This window comes from Ferrovibrio sp. (assembly GCF_041906005.1).
Lineage (GTDB): Bacteria > Pseudomonadota > Alphaproteobacteria > Ferrovibrionales > Ferrovibrionaceae > Ferrovibrio.
Genome location: NZ_JAYRJY010000001.1, coordinates 1,932,127 through 1,951,625, shown reverse-complemented (window position 1 = coordinate 1,951,625; position 19,499 = coordinate 1,932,127). Strand labels below are relative to the sequence as shown.

The window sequence follows — 19,499 nt, the reverse complement described above, 5'->3', positions numbered from 1 at the left end:
GTCCTTCTGTTCGCTTGGTATGGAATGCTAGTTGAGCTGCAGGCGAATGTGGCGCAGGAAGGCCTCGGCCTCAAGGCTTGCCGCCTCGTCGCCTGCCAGCATCAGAAACCGCTCGGTGGCGGCGATGGATTGGCGGATGCGGCCGAGCTTGCCTTCCACCACGCCCAGTTCGCGCCAGGCCGGCGCGAAATTCGGCGCCACCAGCAGCATGCGGCGCAGGATTTCGGCCGTGCGTTCGATATCGCCGGCCCGCCAGGCGCGGCCCTTGATGTTGTTCTGCAGGCGCAGCAGCACCTCGCGCGCCGTCATCGGCCGCACATGTTCGGGCCGCACATCCTCGCCGCTGCCCAGCCGGCGCAGCAGGTCCTGCATCTCCGGCGGCGCGGCCACCCGTCCGCCATGGAAGGGATCGAGCACCAGACTGCCATCCTCGCCTTCCAGCCGGATCAGGAAATGCCCGGGAAAATCGATGCCGCAGACCGGCCAGGATTGCGCCTTCGCCGCGTAGATGTAGAGAATCCCGAGGCTGACCGGCAGGCCCATGCGGCGATCGATCACGCGGATCAGGTCGGCATTCTGCGGATCGTCGTAGGTTTCCGTATCGCCGCGGTAACCGAATTCCACGCTGATCACACCGGCCAGCGCCATGGCGCGCGGCGCCACTTCCGGCCCGGCATCGAGGCGGCTGAGCGCGCCGACAATGTCGCTTAAGTGCCGGCGGTAGGGCATGAGGTCGAGAGCCGGACGATCGAGCGCCGCCAGCAGCAGGGCCGCCTCGGCGATATCGAGGCCGTCATCGGGCGCGGCGCCGAGGGCTTTGAGGGCCGTTTCGATTGCCGCCGTATCGCCCATCGCCCGCCCGTTTCCGGTTGCTTTACACGGGCCGGCGGCGCGGATCGGTCTTGAGCCAGACATGGCTGACCACGCGCCGCACGCCCTTGATGATGCGCGCGTGTTCAGTCACGCGCTGGATTTCGTCTTCGCTCTGCGCCAGGCCGATCAGGTAGATCGTGCCATTCACCGTCTCGATCGAATAATTGATGTCGACGATGCTCTTGTCGGTGGCGATCTTGGCGCGCAGCTGCGTGGTGATCCAGCTGTCGTTGGCGGAATCGAGCAGGTCGCCCGAGCTGGTCACCTGCACCTCGTTGATCACTTCCTGGATACGGTCGGAGGCCGCCCAGGCCAGGCGCGTGGCTTCGTCGCGCGAGAATTCCGTGCCCACCACGCCGGTCAGCAGCACGCGGCCCTCGACCACGGTGATGGAGAGCTTGCGCCACAGATACTGGTTTTCCTTGAGCAGCTTGTCGTTGATCAGAAGCTGGATGCCCTTGTCGTTGGCGGCATTCTTGGCGCCACGCTCCTCGGCGGCGGCAATGCCGGCGGTGGCGCCGGCACCAACGGCGATGCCGACGCAGCCATTCAACAGCGGAGCCGCAAGCAGCAACAGAATCAGCGGGACGAAGCGGAAATGGGTGGATGAACGCACGGACGACTCCCCTGCCTGTAACGGTTCACTAACACACGCTGCAGCAACATACGGTGCAACAACACACGGTATAAAAACGCAATGCCTCTCCGGCCGCCGCTCAGATCCGCCAGGCATCGCGGATATGGCGCGGCAGACGCCCGGGGGCAAGCAGCACGGCATCGAAGCGCAGCGACAGGGCGGCGGCATCGGATTGCCGGGCCAAGAATACCGCAGCCGCCTGGGCAATGCGATGGCGCTGCGCGGCCTGGATCGCCTCGGCGGCGCGCGCCTGTTCCGCCCGCCATTTCACCTCCACCGCCACCAGCAACCGGCCGCGGCGGGCCAGAATGTCGATCTCGCCGGCCGGATGACGCCAGTTGCGCGCCAGAATGCGATAGCCCTGCAGGCGCAGCCACCAGGCCGCCAGGCTTTCGCCACGGCGGCCGGCGCGGTTGCGGCGGTTGCGCTCAGTGTTCTCCATCGTCCCGCAATTGCAGGGCGCGGGCATAAACCGGCTTGCGCGGCAGGCCCAGCAGGGTCGATACCTCGTCCACCGCCTGACGCAGAGGCAGGCGGTGCATCGCCTCGGCCAGCGCCGCATCCAGATCGGCTTCCGATGGCGCGACCGCAGCCGGCGGCGGGCCGATCACCAGCGTCACCTCGCCTTTCGGCGGGCCATGTTCGGCATAATGCGCAGCCAGTGCCTTCAGGCTGTCGCGCCGGACTTCCTCGAACTTCTTGGTCAACTCCCGCGCCACGGCCGCCTCGCGGTCGGGCCCCAGCATCGCGGCCATGTCGGCCAGGCTGTCGGCCAGGCGCTGGGCGCTTTCCAGCAAGACCAGCGTGGCCGGCACGGCGTTCAATTCGGCCAGCCAGCTGCGCCTGGCCGCCGATTTGGGCGGCGGAAAGCCGGCGAACAGGAAGCGGTCGCTGGGCAAACCCGAAAGGCAAAGCGCGGTGGGCACGGCGGAAGCGCCGGGCAGGGCGGTGACATGAATGCCGGCCGCGATGCACTCCTTCACCAGCTTGTAGCCCGGATCGTTGATCAGCGGCGTACCGGCATCGGAGACCAGCGCCACCACCGCGCCCGCCTGCAGCTTTTCGATGAGCTGGGGCCGCACTTTCGCCGCATTATGCTCATGGTATGGCAGCAGGTGGGCCCGGATGCCGTAGCGCTGCAGCAACGGGCCGGTCACCCGGCTGTCTTCGCAGGCCACCAGATCGGCCCGCTGCAACAGGGCCAGGGCCCGCAACGTGATATCGGCGGCGTTGCCGATGGGGGTTGCCACCAGATATAAGCCGGGGGTGAATTGTGCCGTGTCCACCCCGGAGACCAGAGTTTCGGGCGGCGGCAGGATCGGGTTTGTCATGGGCGTCGGAATGAGCTGCGTGCGTTACCTTAAGTCGGGCCTTTCCACGCTGTCTATGCTGGCGGCCATCTCCCTGCCGTTGCTTGTGGGTGCCTGCCAGAGCGGCAATGCCCAGGGTGGCTTGCCCGGCCTGCTGGAAAAGATCGCTCCCGGCGCGCCGCAGCGCGTCGCCCCGCAGCCATCCACCCAGCCCGGCAGGCAGGCAAACATCCCGCAGCCCGCGCCGCAAATGCCCCGGCCGGCCGCGCCGTCGCTGGCGATCGAGACCCAGCCCCTGCCCGGTCCGATGCTGGTCCGCCCCGGCGGCGCCGACATGGTGCGCGTCGCCTTCCTGGCCCCCCTGAGCGGGCCGCAGGCCGGCCTGGGCCGCGCCCTGCTGGATGCGGCCCAGCTGGCGCTGTTTGATCTGGCCGACGACCGCATCGCCCTGTTGCCGCGCGACACCGAGGGCCAGCCCGAGAAAGCCGCCGCCGCCGCCCAGCAGGCCCTGGCCGAAGGCGCGCAGATCATCATCGGACCGCTTTTTGCCAACGAAGCCGCCGCCGTGGGCCCGCTGGCGCGGGAGCGCGGCGTGAAAGTGCTGAGCTTCTCCACCGACCGCAGCGTGGCCGGCAACGGCATCTTTCTGCTCGGCTTCACGCCCGACCAGCAGGTTGAGCGGGTGATCAGTTTCGCCCGGGGCAAGGGCATAACGCGTTATGCCCTGCTGGCGCCGGATTCGGCGTATGGCAATGCCGTGGCCCAGGCGGCCGGACTGGCCGCACAGCAGGCCGGCGGACAGCTGCTGCGGCAGGACCGTTATCCCGGCGACACCACAGACCTGACCCCCGTGGTGCGCCGCTTTGCCGCGGCCTTGCGGGCCCTGCCGCCGCGCGGACTGGAAGAGCCGCCGGTGGATGGCGTCGACCCCAATCTGCCGCGTCCGGTGGATGCGCTGCTGTTGCCCGAGGGCGGCGCCAAGCTGCGGGCCCTGGCGCCGCTGCTGCCGTATTTCGACATCGATCCGCGCGCCGTGCGTTTCCTGGGCACCGGCCTGTGGGAAGATGCCAGCCTGGGCAGCGAGCCGGCCCTGCTGGGCGGCTGGTATGCCGCCCCCGCGCCGGATGGATTCGCCGACTTCAGCCGCCGCTTCGAGCAAAGTTTCGGCCGCCGGCCGGTCCGGCTGGCCAGCCTCGCCTACGATGCCACCGCCCTGGTCGGCATCCTGGCGCGGCGCGGCGATTTCAGCGACGAGGCGCTGACCAATCCCGACGGCTTTGCCGGTTACGATGGTATTTTCCGCTTTCTGCCCAATGGTCTGGTGCAGCGCGGCCTCGCCGTTCTGGAAGTGCAGCGGCGCGGCAGCCGGGTGATTGATCCGGCGCCGGCCAGTTTTCAGCAGCCGACCAACTGAGTCGGTGCCAGCCACGTCAGCCGCCCACCAAGCCGGCCGATTGCGGCCTTTCACCGCATGATCATTATCGGGAAATAACTGCATGCATGGGTAAGCACCATGCTAACCACACAAGTCAGGGGATTTACTACCTGAGCGAGCTTCATCCGCAGGGCTCTTTCTAGTACTATTCTTGGGCATGGTTTTCGGGTTCCTTGCGGGAGGGATCCAGCAATGAGTGAAAGCATGGCCGATCACGAGCGCATTGATTTTTCGAAAATCAATTTCCTGATTGTTGAGCCGAACCGGGTCATGGGTCAGATGGTGCGCGATGTCTTGATGATGCTGGATGCCCAGTATCTCGACCGCGCCCGCGACTACGACAGCGCATTGACCGTGCTGCGCCTGGGCCGCACCGACGTCATGATCACCGAATGGGCGTTGCGCGACGAAAAGCTGGGGCGCACCGGCATGGATATCGTGCACTGGATCCGCAACGATCCGGCATCGCCCAACCGCATGATGCCCATCGTGATGATGACCGCCAATTCGGAAGAGGAATATGTCTGCCGCGCCCGCGATTGCGGCGTTTCGGAATTCGTGGCCAAGCCCTATACGGTGAATGCCTTTTACACGCGCCTGGTTTCGGCCATCGCACGGCCGCGCCAGTTCGTGCGTATCGACGAGTATTTCGGCCCCGATCGCCGCCGGCGTCGCAGCGACGATTATGCCGGTCCCGAGCGGCGCATCCCCACGGATGCCCTGTGACCCCAGCCGCACAGCTTTCCTGAATGGCCAGAAAAAAACCGGAATTCCTGCCGCCGCAGCAGGATCTCCGCCGCAAGGCGGTGAATTTCAGCAAGGGCTTTCGCCTCAAGCTGGAACCGGCCGAATTGCGCCGTCTGGAAGCGGTGGTGGAAAAGGCCAGCGACGCGCTCAGCCTGGATGTTTCCGAAAAGCTGAAGCAGTTGCGCGCCGCGCTGGAAGAGGTCGCCCGTGGCGATCAGACGGATCGCGCGATGCGCGCCATCCGCATGCTCTCGCTCGACATCAAGGGCGCCGGCGGCATGTTCAACTATCCGCTGCTGACTGAATTCGCCAAATCGCTGAATGATTTCGTGAAGGGCATCGACCAGCCCACGCCGCTGCAGCTGGATATCATCGCCGCGCAGATCGACGCGCTGTATGTGGTGATGGGCCAGCGTATCGAGGGCCAGGGCGGCAAGCTGGAACAGGAGCTGCTCGCGGCGCTCAACCAGGCCGTCGAGCGGCACAAGACCGCCTAAGCGGCTAGAGCATTCTCCACAAGGGCAGGCCACTGAGGGCGGCGAAGGCGCACAGCGCCAGCGCCACGCGGCGGAATTGCTGTTCGTTGCTGCGGGCAAACAGCCGGCTGCCCCAGCGCAGGGGCAGCAGATAGGCGGGGATCAGCGGCAGCGCCGTCAGCAGATTTTCCGCCGTGAACAGCCCGTTCCACCAATAGGACAACGCCGTGGCGATGGCCGTGAGGCCGAAGAACACCACCAGATTGGCCCGCACTGTGGCCGCAGCGGCCTGACCACCCAGCCACAGCAGCACCACCGGCGGCCCGGGCAGAGCCGCCGCGCCGCCGCTCAAACCCGCCAGCGCGCCGGTGCCCAGTGTGGCCGGCAGCGAGAGCCGGCGCTGATAGCGCCAGCCGGCGGCCATCAGCAGAACCGCCACCAGGATCAGGCTGCAGATCGCCCAGCGCATCACATCGGGATCGGCGATCACCAGCAGGACCACGCCAAAGGGGATGGCGGTGACGGCCGCCAGACCCAGCGGCAGCACCTCGCGCCAGACGCAGCGGCGCAGGGCATCGGGCAGCATCGGCAAGGCGGCGGCATCGTCCGCGATCAACAGCCAGACCGCCGCGAGTTTGGGTTCGTAAAGCAGGCTGGCGACCGGCATGAACATCATGGCGCCGCCGAAGCCGGAAAATCCGCGCACCAGCCCGGCCAGCGCCGCGGCGCCGATCACGACCCAGTAACGCGGTTCCGCGATGAGGGCGAGAAAAGCCTCAGCCGACAAGAATGACGATACCGGCCACCGCCACGGCGGCCCCGGCCGCGCGGGTCAGCATGGGCAGGGCAACCTGCTGCGCCAGACGGGCGGCGACCAGGCCGCCGGCATGCAGCAAGGCGGTGGCCAGCACCATGCCGCCGGCATACAGCAGCGCATGGGATGCATCGCCCATTTCGCTGCCATGGGCATGGCCATGCAGCAGGGCAAAAGCCGCAGTGACCGCCATGGCCGCCGGCAGCGGCGGACGGACGGCAAAGGCCACCAGCAGGCCGAGAACCAGAACGGAGAGCGCAATGCCGGCCTCGACGCCGGGCAGACCGATACCGGCCAGCGCCAGGGCAAAGCCGCCAGCCATCGGCAATACAAACGACAGCGGCAGCAGCCACAGGGCGCGACGGCCGCCATGCTGGATCGCCCACAGACCGACCGCCACCATCGCCAGCAAGTGATCAAGGCCGCCCAGGGGATGCACGAAGCCGCCGGCGAAACCGAGGGCAGCAGGTTCGCCGCCCGGATGGCCGGGATGGGCAAAAGCAGTGCCTGCGGCCAGGACCAGCATGGCAGACATGGTCAGCGTGCGGTGAAACGACATCGGAAATCCTCTTGGCGCAGTTGCGACCCACCCGCTCCCTTTGTGCCCAAGCAGGCCGGATTTGACAAGACCGAGAGGTCGCATACGGCCTTCGGGCGGCAATTTGACAAGGCAGAACCGGGGGCTTACGGTCCGCCGCGATGGTTCGCCGGCTCGGCCTGTGCCGATACGGCGGTGAAAAGGGAATGCGGTGCGGGTGGGGCCATATGGAACTGCCCAAAGCCGCGGCAGCCCCCGCTACGGTAGGCGGTGAGCGGCGCGCATCAGGCCACTGGACAGAATGTCATCTCGTCCGGGAAGGCGCGCGATCCGCATCGACCCGCAAGCCCGGAGACCTGCCATCGCTGTCGGTCGAAGCGGATCCGTCGGACGGGGTGTGCCGGCGCCCGGTTTGTGCCATCCTGCCCGGCCAGTGGCGGATCGGCGCTCCTGTTCCGCGACGGCGTCCTACGATCAGGCGCTTGATTCCATGCACAAGACTGTAGCAACCAAAATCCCGGCCACCATCGTCACCGGCTTTCTCGGCGCCGGCAAGACCACGCTGATTCGCAACCTGATCCAGAATGCCGGCGGGCGCCGCATCGCGCTGATCGTGAACGAGTTCGGCGAAGTGGGCATCGATGGCGAGCTGCTGAGAAGCTGCGGCGCGCCGGATTGCGGCGAGGATGACATCGTCGAGTTGGCCAATGGCTGCCTGTGCTGCACGGTGGCCGACGATTTCCTGCCCACGCTGGAGAAGCTGCTGCAGCGGCCGAATCCGCCATCGCATATCGTGATCGAGACCTCGGGCCTCGCGCTGCCCAAGCCACTGGTGCAGGCTTTCGCCTGGCCCGGCGTGAAGACGCGGACCACGGTGGACGGCGTGATCACCCTGGTGGACGCCGCCGCCGTCGCCGCCGGCCGCTTCGCCGATGATGAAGCCGCGCTGGCGGCGCAACGCGAGGCCGATCCCAACCTGGATCACGACAATCCGCTGGAAGAACTGTTCGAGGACCAGCTTGGCTGCGCCGATCTTGTATTGCTGACCAAGGCCGACCTGCTGGCGCAGGATGACCTGCCGCGCGTGCAGGCGGAGCTGGCGACGCATCTGCGGCCGGGCGTGAAAATCCTTCCCGTGCGCCAGGGCGACGTGGCTGCCGACATCCTGCTGGGCCTGGCCGCCGCCGCCGAAGACGACCTCGCGGCGCGCAAGTCGCATCACGATGCCGAAGAAGACCACGACCACGAGGATTTCGCGAGCTTTGCCGTGACGCTGCCCGAACAAGCGGCGCCGGAAACGCTGGTGGCGCGGCTCAGCCCGCTGATCGCCGAACACGACATCCTGCGCATCAAGGGTTTCGTGGCCGTGGCGGGCAAGGGCATGCGGCTGGTGCTGCAGGGCGTGGGCGCGCGGCTGCAGCATTATTACGACCGCGACTGGCAGAGCGATGAGGATCGCGCCACACGGCTGGTGGTGATCGGCCGGGCCGGACTGGACGAAGCCGCGATCCGCGCCGCCTTGGCGGCCTGACGCGGACGGCTGAAGGGGGAGGACCGGCTTGCATCTGCTCAATGCCATACCGGGCGGCACGGCGGCGACGGATTCTCCCGTCGACCTGCAGCAATCGCCCGGCGACATCGTGGTGTTGAGTGCCGCCGATTCCGAACTGGCGGGCTTGAGCGCCGCCTATGCCGCCTTGCCGCCGGATTTCCCCAGCCTGCGGCTCGCCAACCTGCTGCAGCTCAGCCATCCCTATGCCGTCGACCTTTATGTCGAACAGGTGATCGCCAAGGCCCGGCTGGTGATCGTGCGCCTGCTGGGCGGCCAGAGCTACTGGACCTATGGCGTGGAGCGCGTGAGCGATATCTGCCGCAGCAAAGGCATCGCGCTGGCCTTCCTGCCCGGCGACCGCCAGCCCGATCCGGCGCTGGATGGTTTCTCCACCCTGGGCGACGATACCCGCACCACGCTATTCGGTTATTTCCGTGAAGGCGGCATCGACAACCTGGGCCAGATGCTGCGCTGCGCCGCCGCCCTGATCGGCCGGCTTGAAGACCCGTTGCCGGCAAAACCCCTGCCGGCGGCCGGACTCTACTGGCCGGGTCATGCCGAGCCGGATATCAACACCCTGCGCCGGATCTGGGCCGACCATAAATGCGCGGCCCAGCCGGTGGCGGCCATCGTGTTTTACCGGGCGCTGCTGCAGGCGGGCGACGTCGCCGCGATCGATGCGCTGATCGAGGCGCTGGCCGCCGAGGGCATGAGCCCGTTGCCAATCTACGTGACCAGCCTGAAGGACCGCCTGTCGGCCGACATGGCCTCGACGCTGATCGAGCAGGCCCTGCCCGATGTGATCCTGAACGCCACCAGCTTTGCCATCGGCAATCCGCGCGGCGAAGGCGGCAGCGACGATCCGCTGGGCCAGAGCGATTGTCCGGTGCTGCAGGTGGTGTTCGCCTCCAGCCCGCATGAGCAGTGGCAGGACGGCACGCGCGGCCTGAATGCGCGCGACCTGGCCATTGCCGTCGCGTTGCCCGAGATCGACGGCCGCATCCTGACCCGCGCCGTCGCCTTCAAGGCCGAAGCGGTGTTCGACCGGCGCACCGAATGCAGCATTGTGCAGCTCGTGCCCGATGCCGGACGCTGCACCTTCACGGCCAAGCTGGCGGCCGCCTGGTCGCGGCTGGCCCGCCTGTCGCCGGCCGAGCGGCGGATCGGCATCGTGCTCGCCAATTACCCGAACCGCGACGGCCGGATCGGCAACGGCGTCGGCCTCGATACGCCGCAGAGCGTGGTGCAGATCCTGCGCGCCATGAAAGATGCCGGCTACGAACTGAACGCCCTGCCGGTCAGCGGCAACCGCCTGATCGCCGCGCTGACCGAAGGCGTCACCAACGATTTCAGCCAGACCGCCGCGCGCCGCGTGCGCGCCAGCTATCCACTGGTGCTGTATCGCCGGTTCTTCGAGGGCCTGCCTGCCCCGGTGCGCGAGGCCGTGACGGCGCGCTGGGGCGCGCCGGAAGACGATCCGCAATTGCAGGATGATGCCTTCGCCCTGCCGGTCTTGCCGCTGGGCAACGTGGCGGTGATGATCCAGCCGGCGCGCGGCTACAACATCGATCCCGCGCGCAGCTATCACGATCCCGACCTGGTGCCGCCGCACAATTATATCGCCGCCTATGCCTGGCTTCGCGAAAGTTTTAGCGCCGACGCGGTGATCCATTGCGGCAAGCACGGCAACCTGGAATGGCTGCCCGGCAAGGCGCTGGCGCTCAGCGAGGCATGTTTCCCCGAAGCCATCTTCGGCCCGCTGCCGCAACTCTATCCCTTCATCGTCAACGATCCGGGTGAAGGCACCCAGGCCAAGCGCCGCACAGCGGCGGTGATCCTGGATCACCTGACGCCACCGCTGACCAGGGCGGAAATCTACGGCGACCTGGCCGCGCTGGAACAACTGGTCGACGAATATTACGAGGCCGCCGGGCTCGACCGCCGCCGCCTGCCCCTGCTGGCCGAACGCATCATCGACGAAGCGCGGCGGCTGGGCCTGGATGCCGATTGCGACATCAAGCCCGGCGAGCCGACCGAAAGCGCGCTGCTCAAGCTCGACAACCATCTCTGCGACCTGAAGGAACTTCAGATCCGCGACGGGCTGCATGTCTATGGCGTGAAGCCGCAGGGCGAACAGTTGATCGACCTGCTGGTGGCACTGGTGCGTCTGCCGCGCGGCCGCACCGGCCGCAGCCGGCTGGGCGACGACTCGATCCTGCGTGCACTGGCCGCCGACCTGAAGCTGGATTGCGATCCCCTGGGCATCGATTACGCAGCCGACTGGACCGGCCCGAAACCCGACACACTGGCCGATCTGGTCGCCACGCCCTGGCGCAGCTTTGGCGATACCGTGGAACGGCTGGAGATCCTGGCCAAACAGCTGATCGCCGATCGTCGCCTGCCCGAGGACAACTGGACCGCCACGCAGGCCGTGCTGCATGTGGTGGATTACGAATTGCGGCCGGCCGTGCTGGGCTGCGGCCACGCCGAGATCGAAAACCTGCTGCGCGGCATGGATGGCCGTTTCGTGCCGCCGGGCCCAAGCGGCGCGCCGACGCGGGGCCGGCCCGATGTGCTGCCGACCGGCCGGAATTTCTTTTCCATCGATGCACGCAGCCTGCCGACGCCGGCAGCCTGGACCCTGGGCTGGCAATCGGCCGATGCATTGCTGCAGCGTCACCGGCAGGATCACGGCGAATGGCCGCGCGCCATTCTGCTGAATGCCTGGGGCACCGCCAACATGCGCACCGGCGGCGACGATATCGCCCAGGCCCTGGCCCTGATCGGGGCACGCCCGACCTGGGAGACAGGCTCGGGCCGCGTCACCGGTTATGAAATCGTGCCGCTCGACCTGCTCGACCGGCCGCGTGTCGATGTCACGCTGAAGGTCAGCGGGTTTTTCCGCGACGCCTTCCCGGCCCAGGTGGCGCTGTTCGATGCCGCCAGCCGCGCCGTGCAGGCGCTGGACGAACCCGACCACCTCAATCCGCTGGCCATGCATGCGCGCGGCGAGATCGAACGGCTGGTGAGCAACGGCCTGCCGCTGGACGCGGCGAAGCGCAGCGCGGGCTATCGCGTCTTTGGCGCCAAGCCGGGCGCCTATGGCGCGGGCCTGCAGGCATTGGTGGACGAAAGCGGCTGGGACACGAACGACGACCTGGCCCGGGCCTATATCGCCTGGGGCGGTTATGCCTATGGCGCGGAGGCCGAGGGCATCGAGGATTATGCCGGCTTCACCCGTCGCCTGGCGCGTACCGATACGGTTGTGCAGAACCAGGATAACCGCGAACACGACCTGCTCGATTCCGACGATTACTATCAGTTCGAGGGCGGTGCCTTCGCCGCCGTGCAATACGCCTCGGGCAGCGCGCCGATCGCCTATCACAACGATCATTCCCGCCCCGAGGCGCCGCGCATCCGCCGCCTGGAGGAAGAGATCGCCCGCGTGGTGCGTGGCCGTGCCGCCAATCCGAAATGGATCGCCGGCGTGAAGCGCCATGGCTACAAGGGCGCCTTCGAGATCGCCGCCACGGTGGATTACCTGTTCGCCTTCGCCGCCACCACGGGCCTTGTGCGCGATCATCAATTCGACGCGCTGTACGACGCCTATCTGAACGACGTGGAAACGCGCCTCTTCATCGAGGAAAACAACCCGGCGGCGGCGCGCGAAATCGCCGAACGCTTTTCCGAGGCGATCCGGCGCGGCCTGTGGCGGCCGCGCGCCAATTCCGCCGCCGACCTGCTGGAAAGGATGCTGGCCGCATGAAAGTGAAGGAGCAGGGCCTGAGCGAGGACGAGATCAACGCCCGCGCCAACGAAAAGGCGAAGAAGCGCAAGGAAGTGCGCGACCGCATGCTGGCGACCAAGACCATCGAGAAGGGCCTTCTCATGGTCCATACCGGCAAGGGCAAGGGCAAGTCCACCGCCGCCTTCGGCCTGGTGATGCGCGCCATCGGCAACGGGTTCCGCGTCGGCATCGTGCAGTTCGTGAAAGGCAAGTGGCAGACCGGCGAACGGCCGGTGCTGGAGGCATTCCCCGATCAGGTGACGATCAAGGCCATGGGCGAGGGCTTTACCTGGGACACCCAGGACCGTGCCCGCGACATCGCCGCCGCACAGGCCGCCTGGGCCGAGGCCAAGCGCATGATCGAAGCCTGCCGCGCCCAGCCGCCCGCCTATGACATGCTGGTGTTCGACGAACTCAACATCGTGCTGCGCTACGACTATCTCGACCCCGCCGAGGTGGTGGAAACCCTTCGCCAGCGACCGCCGATGCTCCATATCGTGGTAACCGGCCGCAACGCCAAGCCCGAGCTGATCGAGGCCGCCGATCTGGTGACCGAGATGACCGAGATCAAGCATCCCTTCCAGGCCGGCGTGAAGGCCCAGAAGGGCATCGAATTCTGAAGAGAGCATACAGCCCCATGTTCCAGACCCCCTTCCAGAAGACCCCATTTGAAAAAACTGGCGTCATGCTTTGCGGCCATGGCAGCCGCGACGAACGCGCCGTGGCGGAATTCACCGCTTTGGCCGAGCATATGAAACGCCGCCTGCCGCAATACGATGTCGATTTCGGCTTCCTGGAATTCGCCACACCGATCATCCGCGACGGCCTGGATGCCCTGCGCGCCAAGGGCAACACCAAGATCCTGGCCCTGCCCGGCATGCTGTTCGCCGCCGGCCATGCCAAGAACGACATTCCCAGCGTGCTCAACCGCTATCAGGCGGAACATCCGGATGTGACCATCCAGTATGGCCGCGATCTGGGCATCGACCTGAAGATGCTGCGTGCCGCCGGCGAGCGCGTGCAGCAGGCGCTGGATGCTGCTGGCGAACATATCGGCCGCCACGAGACAGCCCTGGTGGTGGTGGGGCGCGGCACGTCGGATCCCGATGCCAATTCCAACATCGCCAAGGTGATGCGCATGCTGTGGGAAGGCTTTGGCTTCGGCTGGGGCGAGACCGCCTATTCCGGCGTCACCTTCCCGCTGGTGCAGCCCGCGCTCGAGCATGTGGCGAAGCTCGGCTACAGGCGCGTCATCGTGTTCCCGTATTTCCTGTTCACCGGCATCCTGGTCGAACGCATCTACGAACACACCGACCGCGTGGCCGCCGCCCATCCCGAAATCGAATTCGTCAAGGCCGGCTATCTGAACGATCACCCGCTGGTGCTGGAGGTGTTCGAGGACCGGCTGCAGGAAATCCTGGCCGGCACCAACAACATGAACTGCCAGATGTGCAAATATCGCGCGCAGGTTCTGGGTTTCGAGGACGAGGTCGGCCTGGCGCAGGAAAGCCACCACCATCATGTGGAGGGTATCGGCACCGGGAAGCATGACCACGGCGATCATCACCACAGCCATGATCATCACGGCCACGATCACCACCATCACGGTCATGATCACGGACATGATCACGGGCACAGCCATGGGCACGACCACAATCACGGCCACCACCCCTATCCCCATGCCGACCATCCGCTCGGCCCCAAGACGCTGACCAAGTGATGACCGGCAAGGCCAGATACGACTACCTGCGCGATCCCGACGCGATCTATCGCCTGTCGTTCCAGATGATCCGCGACGAGGTGGACCTGTCGCACCTGCCGCCGGGCATCGACGAACTGGCCCTGCGCCTGATCCATGCCTGCGCCATGCCCGATATCCTGCCCGACATGGTGTGGACGCCGGACCTGCCGCTGGCCGTGCATGATGCGCTGCGCGCCGGCAGGCCGATCCTGAGCGATGTGGACATGGTGGCCTATGGCGTGATCCGTTCGCGCCTGCCGGCAAACAATCCGGTGCTGAGTTTCCTCAACACGCCGGAAGCGCGCGAGATCGGCCGCACCAAGCAGATCACCCGCTCGGCGGCGGCCGTGGAATTGTGGCAACCGCATCTGGCGGGCGCCGTGGTGGTGATCGGCAATGCGCCGACCGCCCTGTTCCGCCTGCTGGAGCTGCTGGACGAAGGCGCGCCCAAGCCGGCCGCCATTCTCGGTTTTCCCGTCGGTTTCGTCGGCGCGGCGGAATCCAAGCAGGCACTGATCGACGCCGCGCCAAAAGGCGTGGCTTTTGCCACCCTGAAGGGCCGGCGCGGTGGCAGCGCCATGGCCGCGGCCGCGATCAATGCGCTGGCGGCCTGGGAACCAGTGAAGGAAAAGGTGGCACCATGACCCTGCCCTGGCTTTCGGTGGTTGGCCTCGGCGAGGACGGCCTGAACGGCCTGGCGCCGGCGGCACGCGCCCTGGCCGAGGATGCGGAAATCCTGATCGGCGGCGAACGCCATCTGGCCCTGCTGCCCGAACTGCCGAACCAGACGCGCATGACCTGGACGCGGCCGCTGCTCGATCTGGTCGAACGCATCACCGATTATCGCGGGCGGCGCGTCTGCGTGCTGGCGACCGGCGATCCGATGTGGTTCGGCATCGGCGTGACCCTGGCCAAGCGTGTGCCCGTCGCCGAGATGCGCATCTTCCCGCATGTCAGCGCCTTCAGCCTGGCCGCCGCCCGCATGGGCTGGACGGTGGATGCCTGCGACTGCCTCACGCTGCACGGACGTCCGCTCGATCTGCTCGGCCTTTATCTGCAGCCCAATGCGAAACTGCTGATCCTGTCCGACAGCGGCCAGACGCCGGCACAGGTGGCCGCCCTTCTCACCAAACGCGGGTTCGGCAGCGCCACGATCACCGTGCTGGAGCATATGGGCGGCGTGACGGAACGCCGGCATGACGGCGTGGCGAAAAGCTGGAGCGTCGCCGCCTGCGCCGACTTCAACACCCTGGCGGTGCAATTGCACGATGGACCCGGCCTCAGCCGCCTGGCCGGACTGGATGACGACCTGTTCCTGCATGACGGCAACATCACCAAACGCGAAATCCGCGCCGTCACGCTTTCCAGGCTGGCGCCCTTTGCCGGCGACCTGCTGTGGGATGTGGGCGCAGGCTCGGGCTCGATCGGCATCGAATGGCTGCGCGCCGACCGCCGCAATCGCGCGATTGCCATCGAAGTGCGTGACGGCCGGCGCGGCATGATCGCGCAGAATGCCCTGGCCCTGGGCGTGCCGCATCTGGAAATCGTGAGCGGCAGCGTGCCGGCGGCGCTGGATGGCCTGCCGGCACCGGATGCGATCTTCATCGGCGGCGGCATCATGGCCGAGGGGCTGGTGGCGCGCTGCTGGGACGCGCTGAAGCCCGGCGGCCGGCTGGTCGCCAACGTCGTCACGCTGGAAGGCGAGGCAAAAGTGGTGCAGGCGCGCCAGAGCTATGGCGGCGATCTCGGTCGCTTCGCCGTCTATCGCGCCGAACCGGTCGGCCGTTTCCATGGCTGGCATGCCATGATGCCGGTGACGCAGTGGAGCGTGACAAAGGAATGACTGGTACCCTGTATGGCCTTGGCATCGGCCCGGGCGACCCCGAGCTGATTACCCTGAAAGCCCTGCGCCTGTTGCAGGCCGCCGATGTGGTGGCCTATCCCGCACCGGAACAGGGCGACAGCCTGGCGCGCCGCATCGTGGCGCCGCATTTAAGCGGCGGCCAGACCGAGCTGGCGATCCGCATGCCACTCAGCGTGGCGCGGTTCCCGGCACAGACCGTGTATGAACAGGCTGCCGGGGATCTCGCCGCGCATCTCAAGGCCGGCCGCAACGTGGCGGTTCTGTGCGAGGGCGATCCGTTCCTCTATGGCTCGTTCATGTATCTGTTCGGCCGACTGAGCGAGGATTTCCCGGTCGAGATCGTGCCGGGCGTGTCGTCGCTCACCGCCTGCGCCGCCGCCCTGCAATATCCGCTGGTCTCGCGCAACGACGTGCTGACCGTGATCCCCGCCCCGCTGGACGACGAGACCATCGCGCACAAACTGCTGCATACCGATGCCGCCGCGATCCTGAAACTGGGCCGCCATGGGCCGCGCGTGATCGACCTGCTCAACCGCCTGCATCTGGCCGACCATGCGCGCTATATCGAACGCGCCACCATGGCCGAGCAGCGCATCCTGCCGCTGTCGGAAGTCGATCCTTCGGCCATTCCCTATTTCGCCATGATCGTGGTGCATCGCAAAGGCCAGCAGCATTTCATGGAGTTCGGGGCATGAGCGGAAAACCGGCCCTTGTGCTGCTGACCCCCAATGCGCGCGGCGTGGCGCAGGCATTGATGGCCGCCTTCCCGGCCTGGGAGGTCTATGCCCCCGACGATACCGCGCTGGTGCATGCCCTGCCCATAGCGCCATCGGGCGGCAGGGCAACAGACACCATCGCGCAGTTATTCGCGGCCGGCCGGCCGGTGATCGGCATCTGCGCCGCCGGCATCCTGATCCGCGCCGTGGCGCCGCAGCTTTCCGACAAGCGCAACGAACCGCCGTTGATCGCGGTGGCGGCCGATGGCTCGTCTGTCGTGCCGTTGCTGGGCGGCCATCACGGCGCCAACCTGCTGAGCCGCCGCATCGCCAGCGTGCTGCAGGGCATTCCGGCGATCACCACCGCAGGCGACCTTGCCTTCGGACTGGGCCTGGACGAACCGCCCGAAGGCTACATGCTCGCCAATCCCGAAGATGCCAAGGGCCTGATGGCGAACCTGCTGCGCGGCGGCGGCCTGCGCATCGTGGGTGATGCACCCTGGCTGGCCGAGAGCAACCTGCCGCTCAGCGCCGATGGCCGCATGGTGATCGAAGTCACGCACCGCGCCATCGAGGGCAGTGCCGATCACCTGATCTATCATCCACGCAACATTGCCATCGGCGTCGGCTGCGAACGCAACGCCAAACCGGTGGAACTGATCCGCCTGGTGCAGACCACGCTGTCCGACCACGGCATCGCGCGCGACAGCATCGCCGGTGTCTATTCGCTGGACCTGAAGGCCGACGAACCGGCCATGCAGGAACTGGCGCGCTGGCTGGGCGTGCCCTTCCGCGTCTTCGATGCCGCCACGCTGGAGGCCGAAACGCCCCGGCTGGCCAATCCTTCCGACACCGTGTTCGCCGAGGTCGGCTGCCATGGCGTGGCCGAAGGCGCGGCCCTGGCCGCCGCCGGGCCGACTGCCACGCTGATCGTACCGAAGGTGAAATCCGAGCGCGCCACCTGCGCCATCGCGCTTTCGCCATCGCCTTTCGACGGTGCCTCGCGCGGGTTGCCGCGCGGCGAGCTGCATGTGGTGGGCACCGGGCCGGGCGATGCGGCGTGGCTGACCCCGGAAGCGCGCATCGCGCTGGCGGAAGCCACCGACTGGGTCGGCTATGGCCTGTATCTCGACCTCTATCCCGAACTCGCGACCGGCAAGACGCAGCACCGTTTCGAGCTGGGCGAAGAGGAAAAACGCGTGCGCGCCGCGCTCGACCTGGCGGCGCAGGACAAACGCGTGGCGCTGGTCTGCTCGGGCGATCCCGGCATCTATGCCATGGCGACGCTGGTGTTTGCCCTGCTGGAGCAGGAACCGCGGCGCAAGGACTGGCAGCGCGTGGCGATCAACGTGGCGCCCGGCATCTCGGCCCTGCAGGCGGCCGCGGCACGGTCGGGCGCGCTGCTGGGCCATGATTTCTGCACGATCTCGCTGTCCGACCTGCTGACGCCGCTGGACATGATCCTGCTGCGCATCAAGAAGGCGGCGGAGGCGGATTTCGTGATTGCCTTCTACAATCCGGTATCGCAGCGTCGCCGCACCCAGCTTGCCATGGCGAAGGACATCCTGCTGCAGCATCGTCCGCGCGAAACGCCCGTGGTGCTGGCGCGCAACCTGGGCCGTGAGGGCGAACGGGTGACGCAGACCACGCTGGGCGACCTGGATGTCGAACAGGTCGACATGCTGACCGTCGTGCTGGTGGGCAGCAGCGCCAGCCGCAGCATCCAACTGCCCAACGGCCGCCGCTTCGTCTACACACCGCGCGGCTACGAGAAGAAGTTCGGCGCATGACAGTTCACTTCATCGGCGCCGGCCCCGGCGCGCCCGACCTGATCACCCTGCGCGGCGCGAAGCTGATCGAATCCTGCCCCGTCTGCCTCTATGCCGGCTCGCTGGTGCCGGAGGCCGTCGTGACGCTGGCGCCGAAGGGCGCGCGCGTGGTGGATACCGCGCCGCTGAACCTGGACGAGATCATGGCCGAGATCGTGGCGGCGCATGACAAGGGCCTGGATGTGGCGCGCGTGCATTCCGGCGATCCCTCGCTGTACGGCGCCATCGCCGAGCAGATCCGGCGCCTGAAGAAACTGGGGATCCCCTACACCATCACGCCCGGCGTGCCGGCCTTCGCCGCCGCCGCCGCCGCGTTGCAGACCGAACTGACCCTGCCCGACATCGCACAGTCGGTGATCCTGACCCGCACGGCGATGAAATCCTCCGACATGCCGGCAGGGGAAACGCTGGCGAATTTCGGCCGCACGGGCGCGACGCTGGCCATCCATCTTTCCATCCGCAACATCCGCCATGTGGTGGAAGAATTGACGCCGCATTATGGCGCCGACTGCCCGGTAGCCGTGGTGGTGCGCGCCACCTGGCCTGACCAGCAGATCATCCGCGGCCGCCTCTCCGACATCGCCGCCAAGGTGCGCGCCGCCAAGATCACCCGCACGGCCCTGATCCTGATGGGCCGGGTGCTGGACGAGGCTGCTGATTTCAGCGACAGCGCGTTGTACGATCCGAATCACGTGCATGTGCTGCGGCCCGGCCCGAAAGCCAAAACCAAGGCCAAGACAGCGAAGCGATGAGGCGGACCATGGCGACCTGGCGCATATTTCCCGTTCTGCTGTTCTGCGGCTTCCTGGCCGCCTGCGCCGGCACTGGCGAGAAGGCAGTGGAAAAGCCGGAGCCGCTGACGCTGGAATTCGCCCAATCCGGCGGCCGTTTCATCCTGATGCAGGGCGAAGAGGTGCGCATCCGGCTGGCCGCCAATCACAGCACCGGCTATCGCTGGAGCATGGTCAACGAGGCACCCGGCGTAGAGGTGCTGAGCCTGGCCGAGGAGCCGGCCTACACCGCCGAGGGCACCATGCCCGGCCGCGGCGGCACGGAAGTCTGGCATTTCCGCGCAACCGGCACCGGACCGACCATCCTGTATTTTGTCTATCGCCGGCCCTTCGAGCCTAATGGCCCGGCGGCGCGCGAGGCGATCTACAGCTTCGAGATCCGCTGACGC

19 protein-coding genes and 1 riboswitch are annotated in these 19,499 nt (G+C 67.1%); of the genes, 13 read left to right on the top strand and 6 right to left on the bottom strand.

Annotated features, from left to right (window positions below; translation table 11 throughout):
• Positions 1-27 precede the first annotated feature (27 nt).
• The 4 genes from ACE3OO_RS09510 to rsmI all read right to left on the bottom strand — a co-directional run bounded on the left by ACE3OO_RS09510 (position 28) and on the right by rsmI (position 2,841).
• Positions 28-852, bottom strand: coding sequence for a SirB1 family protein (locus ACE3OO_RS09510; protein WP_374302146.1), 825 nt, complete (start codon positions 850-852; stop codon positions 28-30).
• A gap of 22 nt (positions 853-874) precedes the next feature.
• Entirely contained in the window at positions 875-1,489 is a 615-nt protein-coding gene (locus ACE3OO_RS09505) for a BON domain-containing protein (RefSeq protein WP_374302144.1), read from the bottom strand.
• Positions 1,490-1,589: 100 nt separating this feature from the next.
• A complete protein-coding gene (locus ACE3OO_RS09500; RefSeq protein WP_374302141.1) occupies positions 1,590-1,952 on the bottom strand; it encodes a YraN family protein in 363 nt (120 codons plus the stop codon).
• The gene (rsmI, locus tag ACE3OO_RS09495) at positions 1,939-2,841 is read right to left on the bottom strand and encodes a 16S rRNA (cytidine(1402)-2'-O)-methyltransferase (protein ID WP_374302138.1); all 903 of its coding nucleotides are present in this window, start codon (positions 2,839-2,841) and stop codon (positions 1,939-1,941) included. The genes ACE3OO_RS09500 and rsmI overlap by 14 nt, the downstream gene beginning before the upstream one ends.
• A 19-nt stretch (positions 2,842-2,860) precedes the next feature.
• Between rsmI and ACE3OO_RS09490 the strand changes: the two genes are divergently transcribed.
• The 3 genes from ACE3OO_RS09490 (at position 2,861) to ACE3OO_RS09480 (ending at position 5,499) form a co-directional block, all read left to right on the top strand.
• Complete coding sequence (locus ACE3OO_RS09490) at positions 2,861-4,234, top strand: penicillin-binding protein activator (protein WP_374302136.1); 1,374 nt, start codon at positions 2,861-2,863, stop codon at positions 4,232-4,234.
• A gap of 213 nt (positions 4,235-4,447) precedes the next feature.
• On the top strand, positions 4,448-4,981 hold the full coding sequence (locus ACE3OO_RS09485) for a response regulator (RefSeq protein WP_374302133.1): 534 nt from the start codon (positions 4,448-4,450) through the stop codon (positions 4,979-4,981).
• Positions 4,982-5,004: 23 nt separating this feature from the next.
• Positions 5,005-5,499 carry a hypothetical protein gene (locus ACE3OO_RS09480; protein WP_374302130.1) on the top strand — a complete coding sequence of 165 codons (495 nt, stop codon included), beginning with the start codon at positions 5,005-5,007 and terminating at the stop codon, positions 5,497-5,499.
• 4 nt (positions 5,500-5,503) lie between these two features.
• On the opposite strand, the gene ACE3OO_RS09475 is transcribed toward ACE3OO_RS09480, so the two are convergent.
• Positions 5,504-6,265 carry a sulfite exporter TauE/SafE family protein gene (locus tag ACE3OO_RS09475; protein WP_374302127.1) on the bottom strand — a complete coding sequence of 254 codons (762 nt, stop codon included), beginning with the start codon at positions 6,263-6,265 and terminating at the stop codon, positions 5,504-5,506.
• A complete protein-coding gene (locus tag ACE3OO_RS09470) occupies positions 6,255-6,851 on the bottom strand; it encodes a HupE/UreJ family protein (protein WP_374302125.1) in 597 nt (198 codons plus the stop codon). Before ACE3OO_RS09470 ends, ACE3OO_RS09475 begins: the two co-directional genes overlap by 11 nt.
• Positions 6,852-6,975: 124 nt before the next feature.
• Positions 6,976-7,209: riboswitch (cobalamin riboswitch) on the top strand.
• 111 nt (positions 7,210-7,320) lie between these two features.
• Here ACE3OO_RS09470 and cobW point away from each other — a divergent pair.
• The 10 genes from cobW to ACE3OO_RS09420 are packed head-to-tail and all read left to right on the top strand — an operon-like array spanning position 7,321 to position 19,496.
• Positions 7,321-8,361 carry a cobalamin biosynthesis protein CobW gene (gene cobW, locus ACE3OO_RS09465; protein ID WP_374302122.1) on the top strand — a complete coding sequence of 347 codons (1,041 nt, stop codon included), beginning with the start codon at positions 7,321-7,323 and terminating at the stop codon, positions 8,359-8,361.
• 28 nt (positions 8,362-8,389) lie between these two features.
• Positions 8,390-12,148, top strand: a complete 3,759-nt coding sequence (gene cobN / locus ACE3OO_RS09460) for a cobaltochelatase subunit CobN (RefSeq protein WP_374302119.1) — start codon at positions 8,390-8,392, stop codon at positions 12,146-12,148.
• A complete protein-coding gene (gene cobO, locus ACE3OO_RS09455) occupies positions 12,145-12,789 on the top strand; it encodes a cob(I)yrinic acid a,c-diamide adenosyltransferase (RefSeq protein WP_374302117.1) in 645 nt (214 codons plus the stop codon). The genes cobN and cobO overlap by 4 nt, the downstream gene beginning before the upstream one ends.
• A gap of 17 nt (positions 12,790-12,806) precedes the next feature.
• Complete coding sequence (locus ACE3OO_RS09450; protein WP_374302115.1) at positions 12,807-13,889, top strand: sirohydrochlorin chelatase; 1,083 nt, start codon at positions 12,807-12,809, stop codon at positions 13,887-13,889.
• Positions 13,889-14,554 (top strand): precorrin-8X methylmutase, encoded by a 666-nt coding sequence (locus tag ACE3OO_RS09445; protein ID WP_374304680.1) that lies wholly within the window; start codon positions 13,889-13,891, stop codon positions 14,552-14,554. The genes ACE3OO_RS09450 and ACE3OO_RS09445 overlap by 1 nt, the downstream gene beginning before the upstream one ends.
• On the top strand, positions 14,551-15,753 hold the full coding sequence (gene cbiE, locus ACE3OO_RS09440; protein ID WP_374302113.1) for a precorrin-6y C5,15-methyltransferase (decarboxylating) subunit CbiE: 1,203 nt from the start codon (positions 14,551-14,553) through the stop codon (positions 15,751-15,753). Before ACE3OO_RS09445 ends, cbiE begins: the two co-directional genes overlap by 4 nt.
• A complete protein-coding gene (gene cobI, locus ACE3OO_RS09435) occupies positions 15,750-16,469 on the top strand; it encodes a precorrin-2 C(20)-methyltransferase (protein WP_374302111.1) in 720 nt (239 codons plus the stop codon). The genes cbiE and cobI overlap by 4 nt, the downstream gene beginning before the upstream one ends.
• Positions 16,466-18,280: a precorrin-3B C(17)-methyltransferase gene (gene cobJ / locus ACE3OO_RS09430; protein WP_374302109.1), complete on the top strand. Its 1,815-nt coding sequence runs from the start codon at positions 16,466-16,468 to the stop codon at positions 18,278-18,280. The genes cobI and cobJ overlap by 4 nt, the downstream gene beginning before the upstream one ends.
• A complete protein-coding gene (gene cobM / locus ACE3OO_RS09425) occupies positions 18,277-19,071 on the top strand; it encodes a precorrin-4 C(11)-methyltransferase (RefSeq protein ID WP_374302107.1) in 795 nt (264 codons plus the stop codon). The genes cobJ and cobM overlap by 4 nt, the downstream gene beginning before the upstream one ends.
• Before the next feature lie 8 nt (positions 19,072-19,079).
• Entirely contained in the window at positions 19,080-19,496 is a 417-nt protein-coding gene (locus ACE3OO_RS09420) for a protease inhibitor I42 family protein (protein WP_374302105.1), read from the top strand.
• Positions 19,497-19,499: the final 3 nt, after the last annotated feature.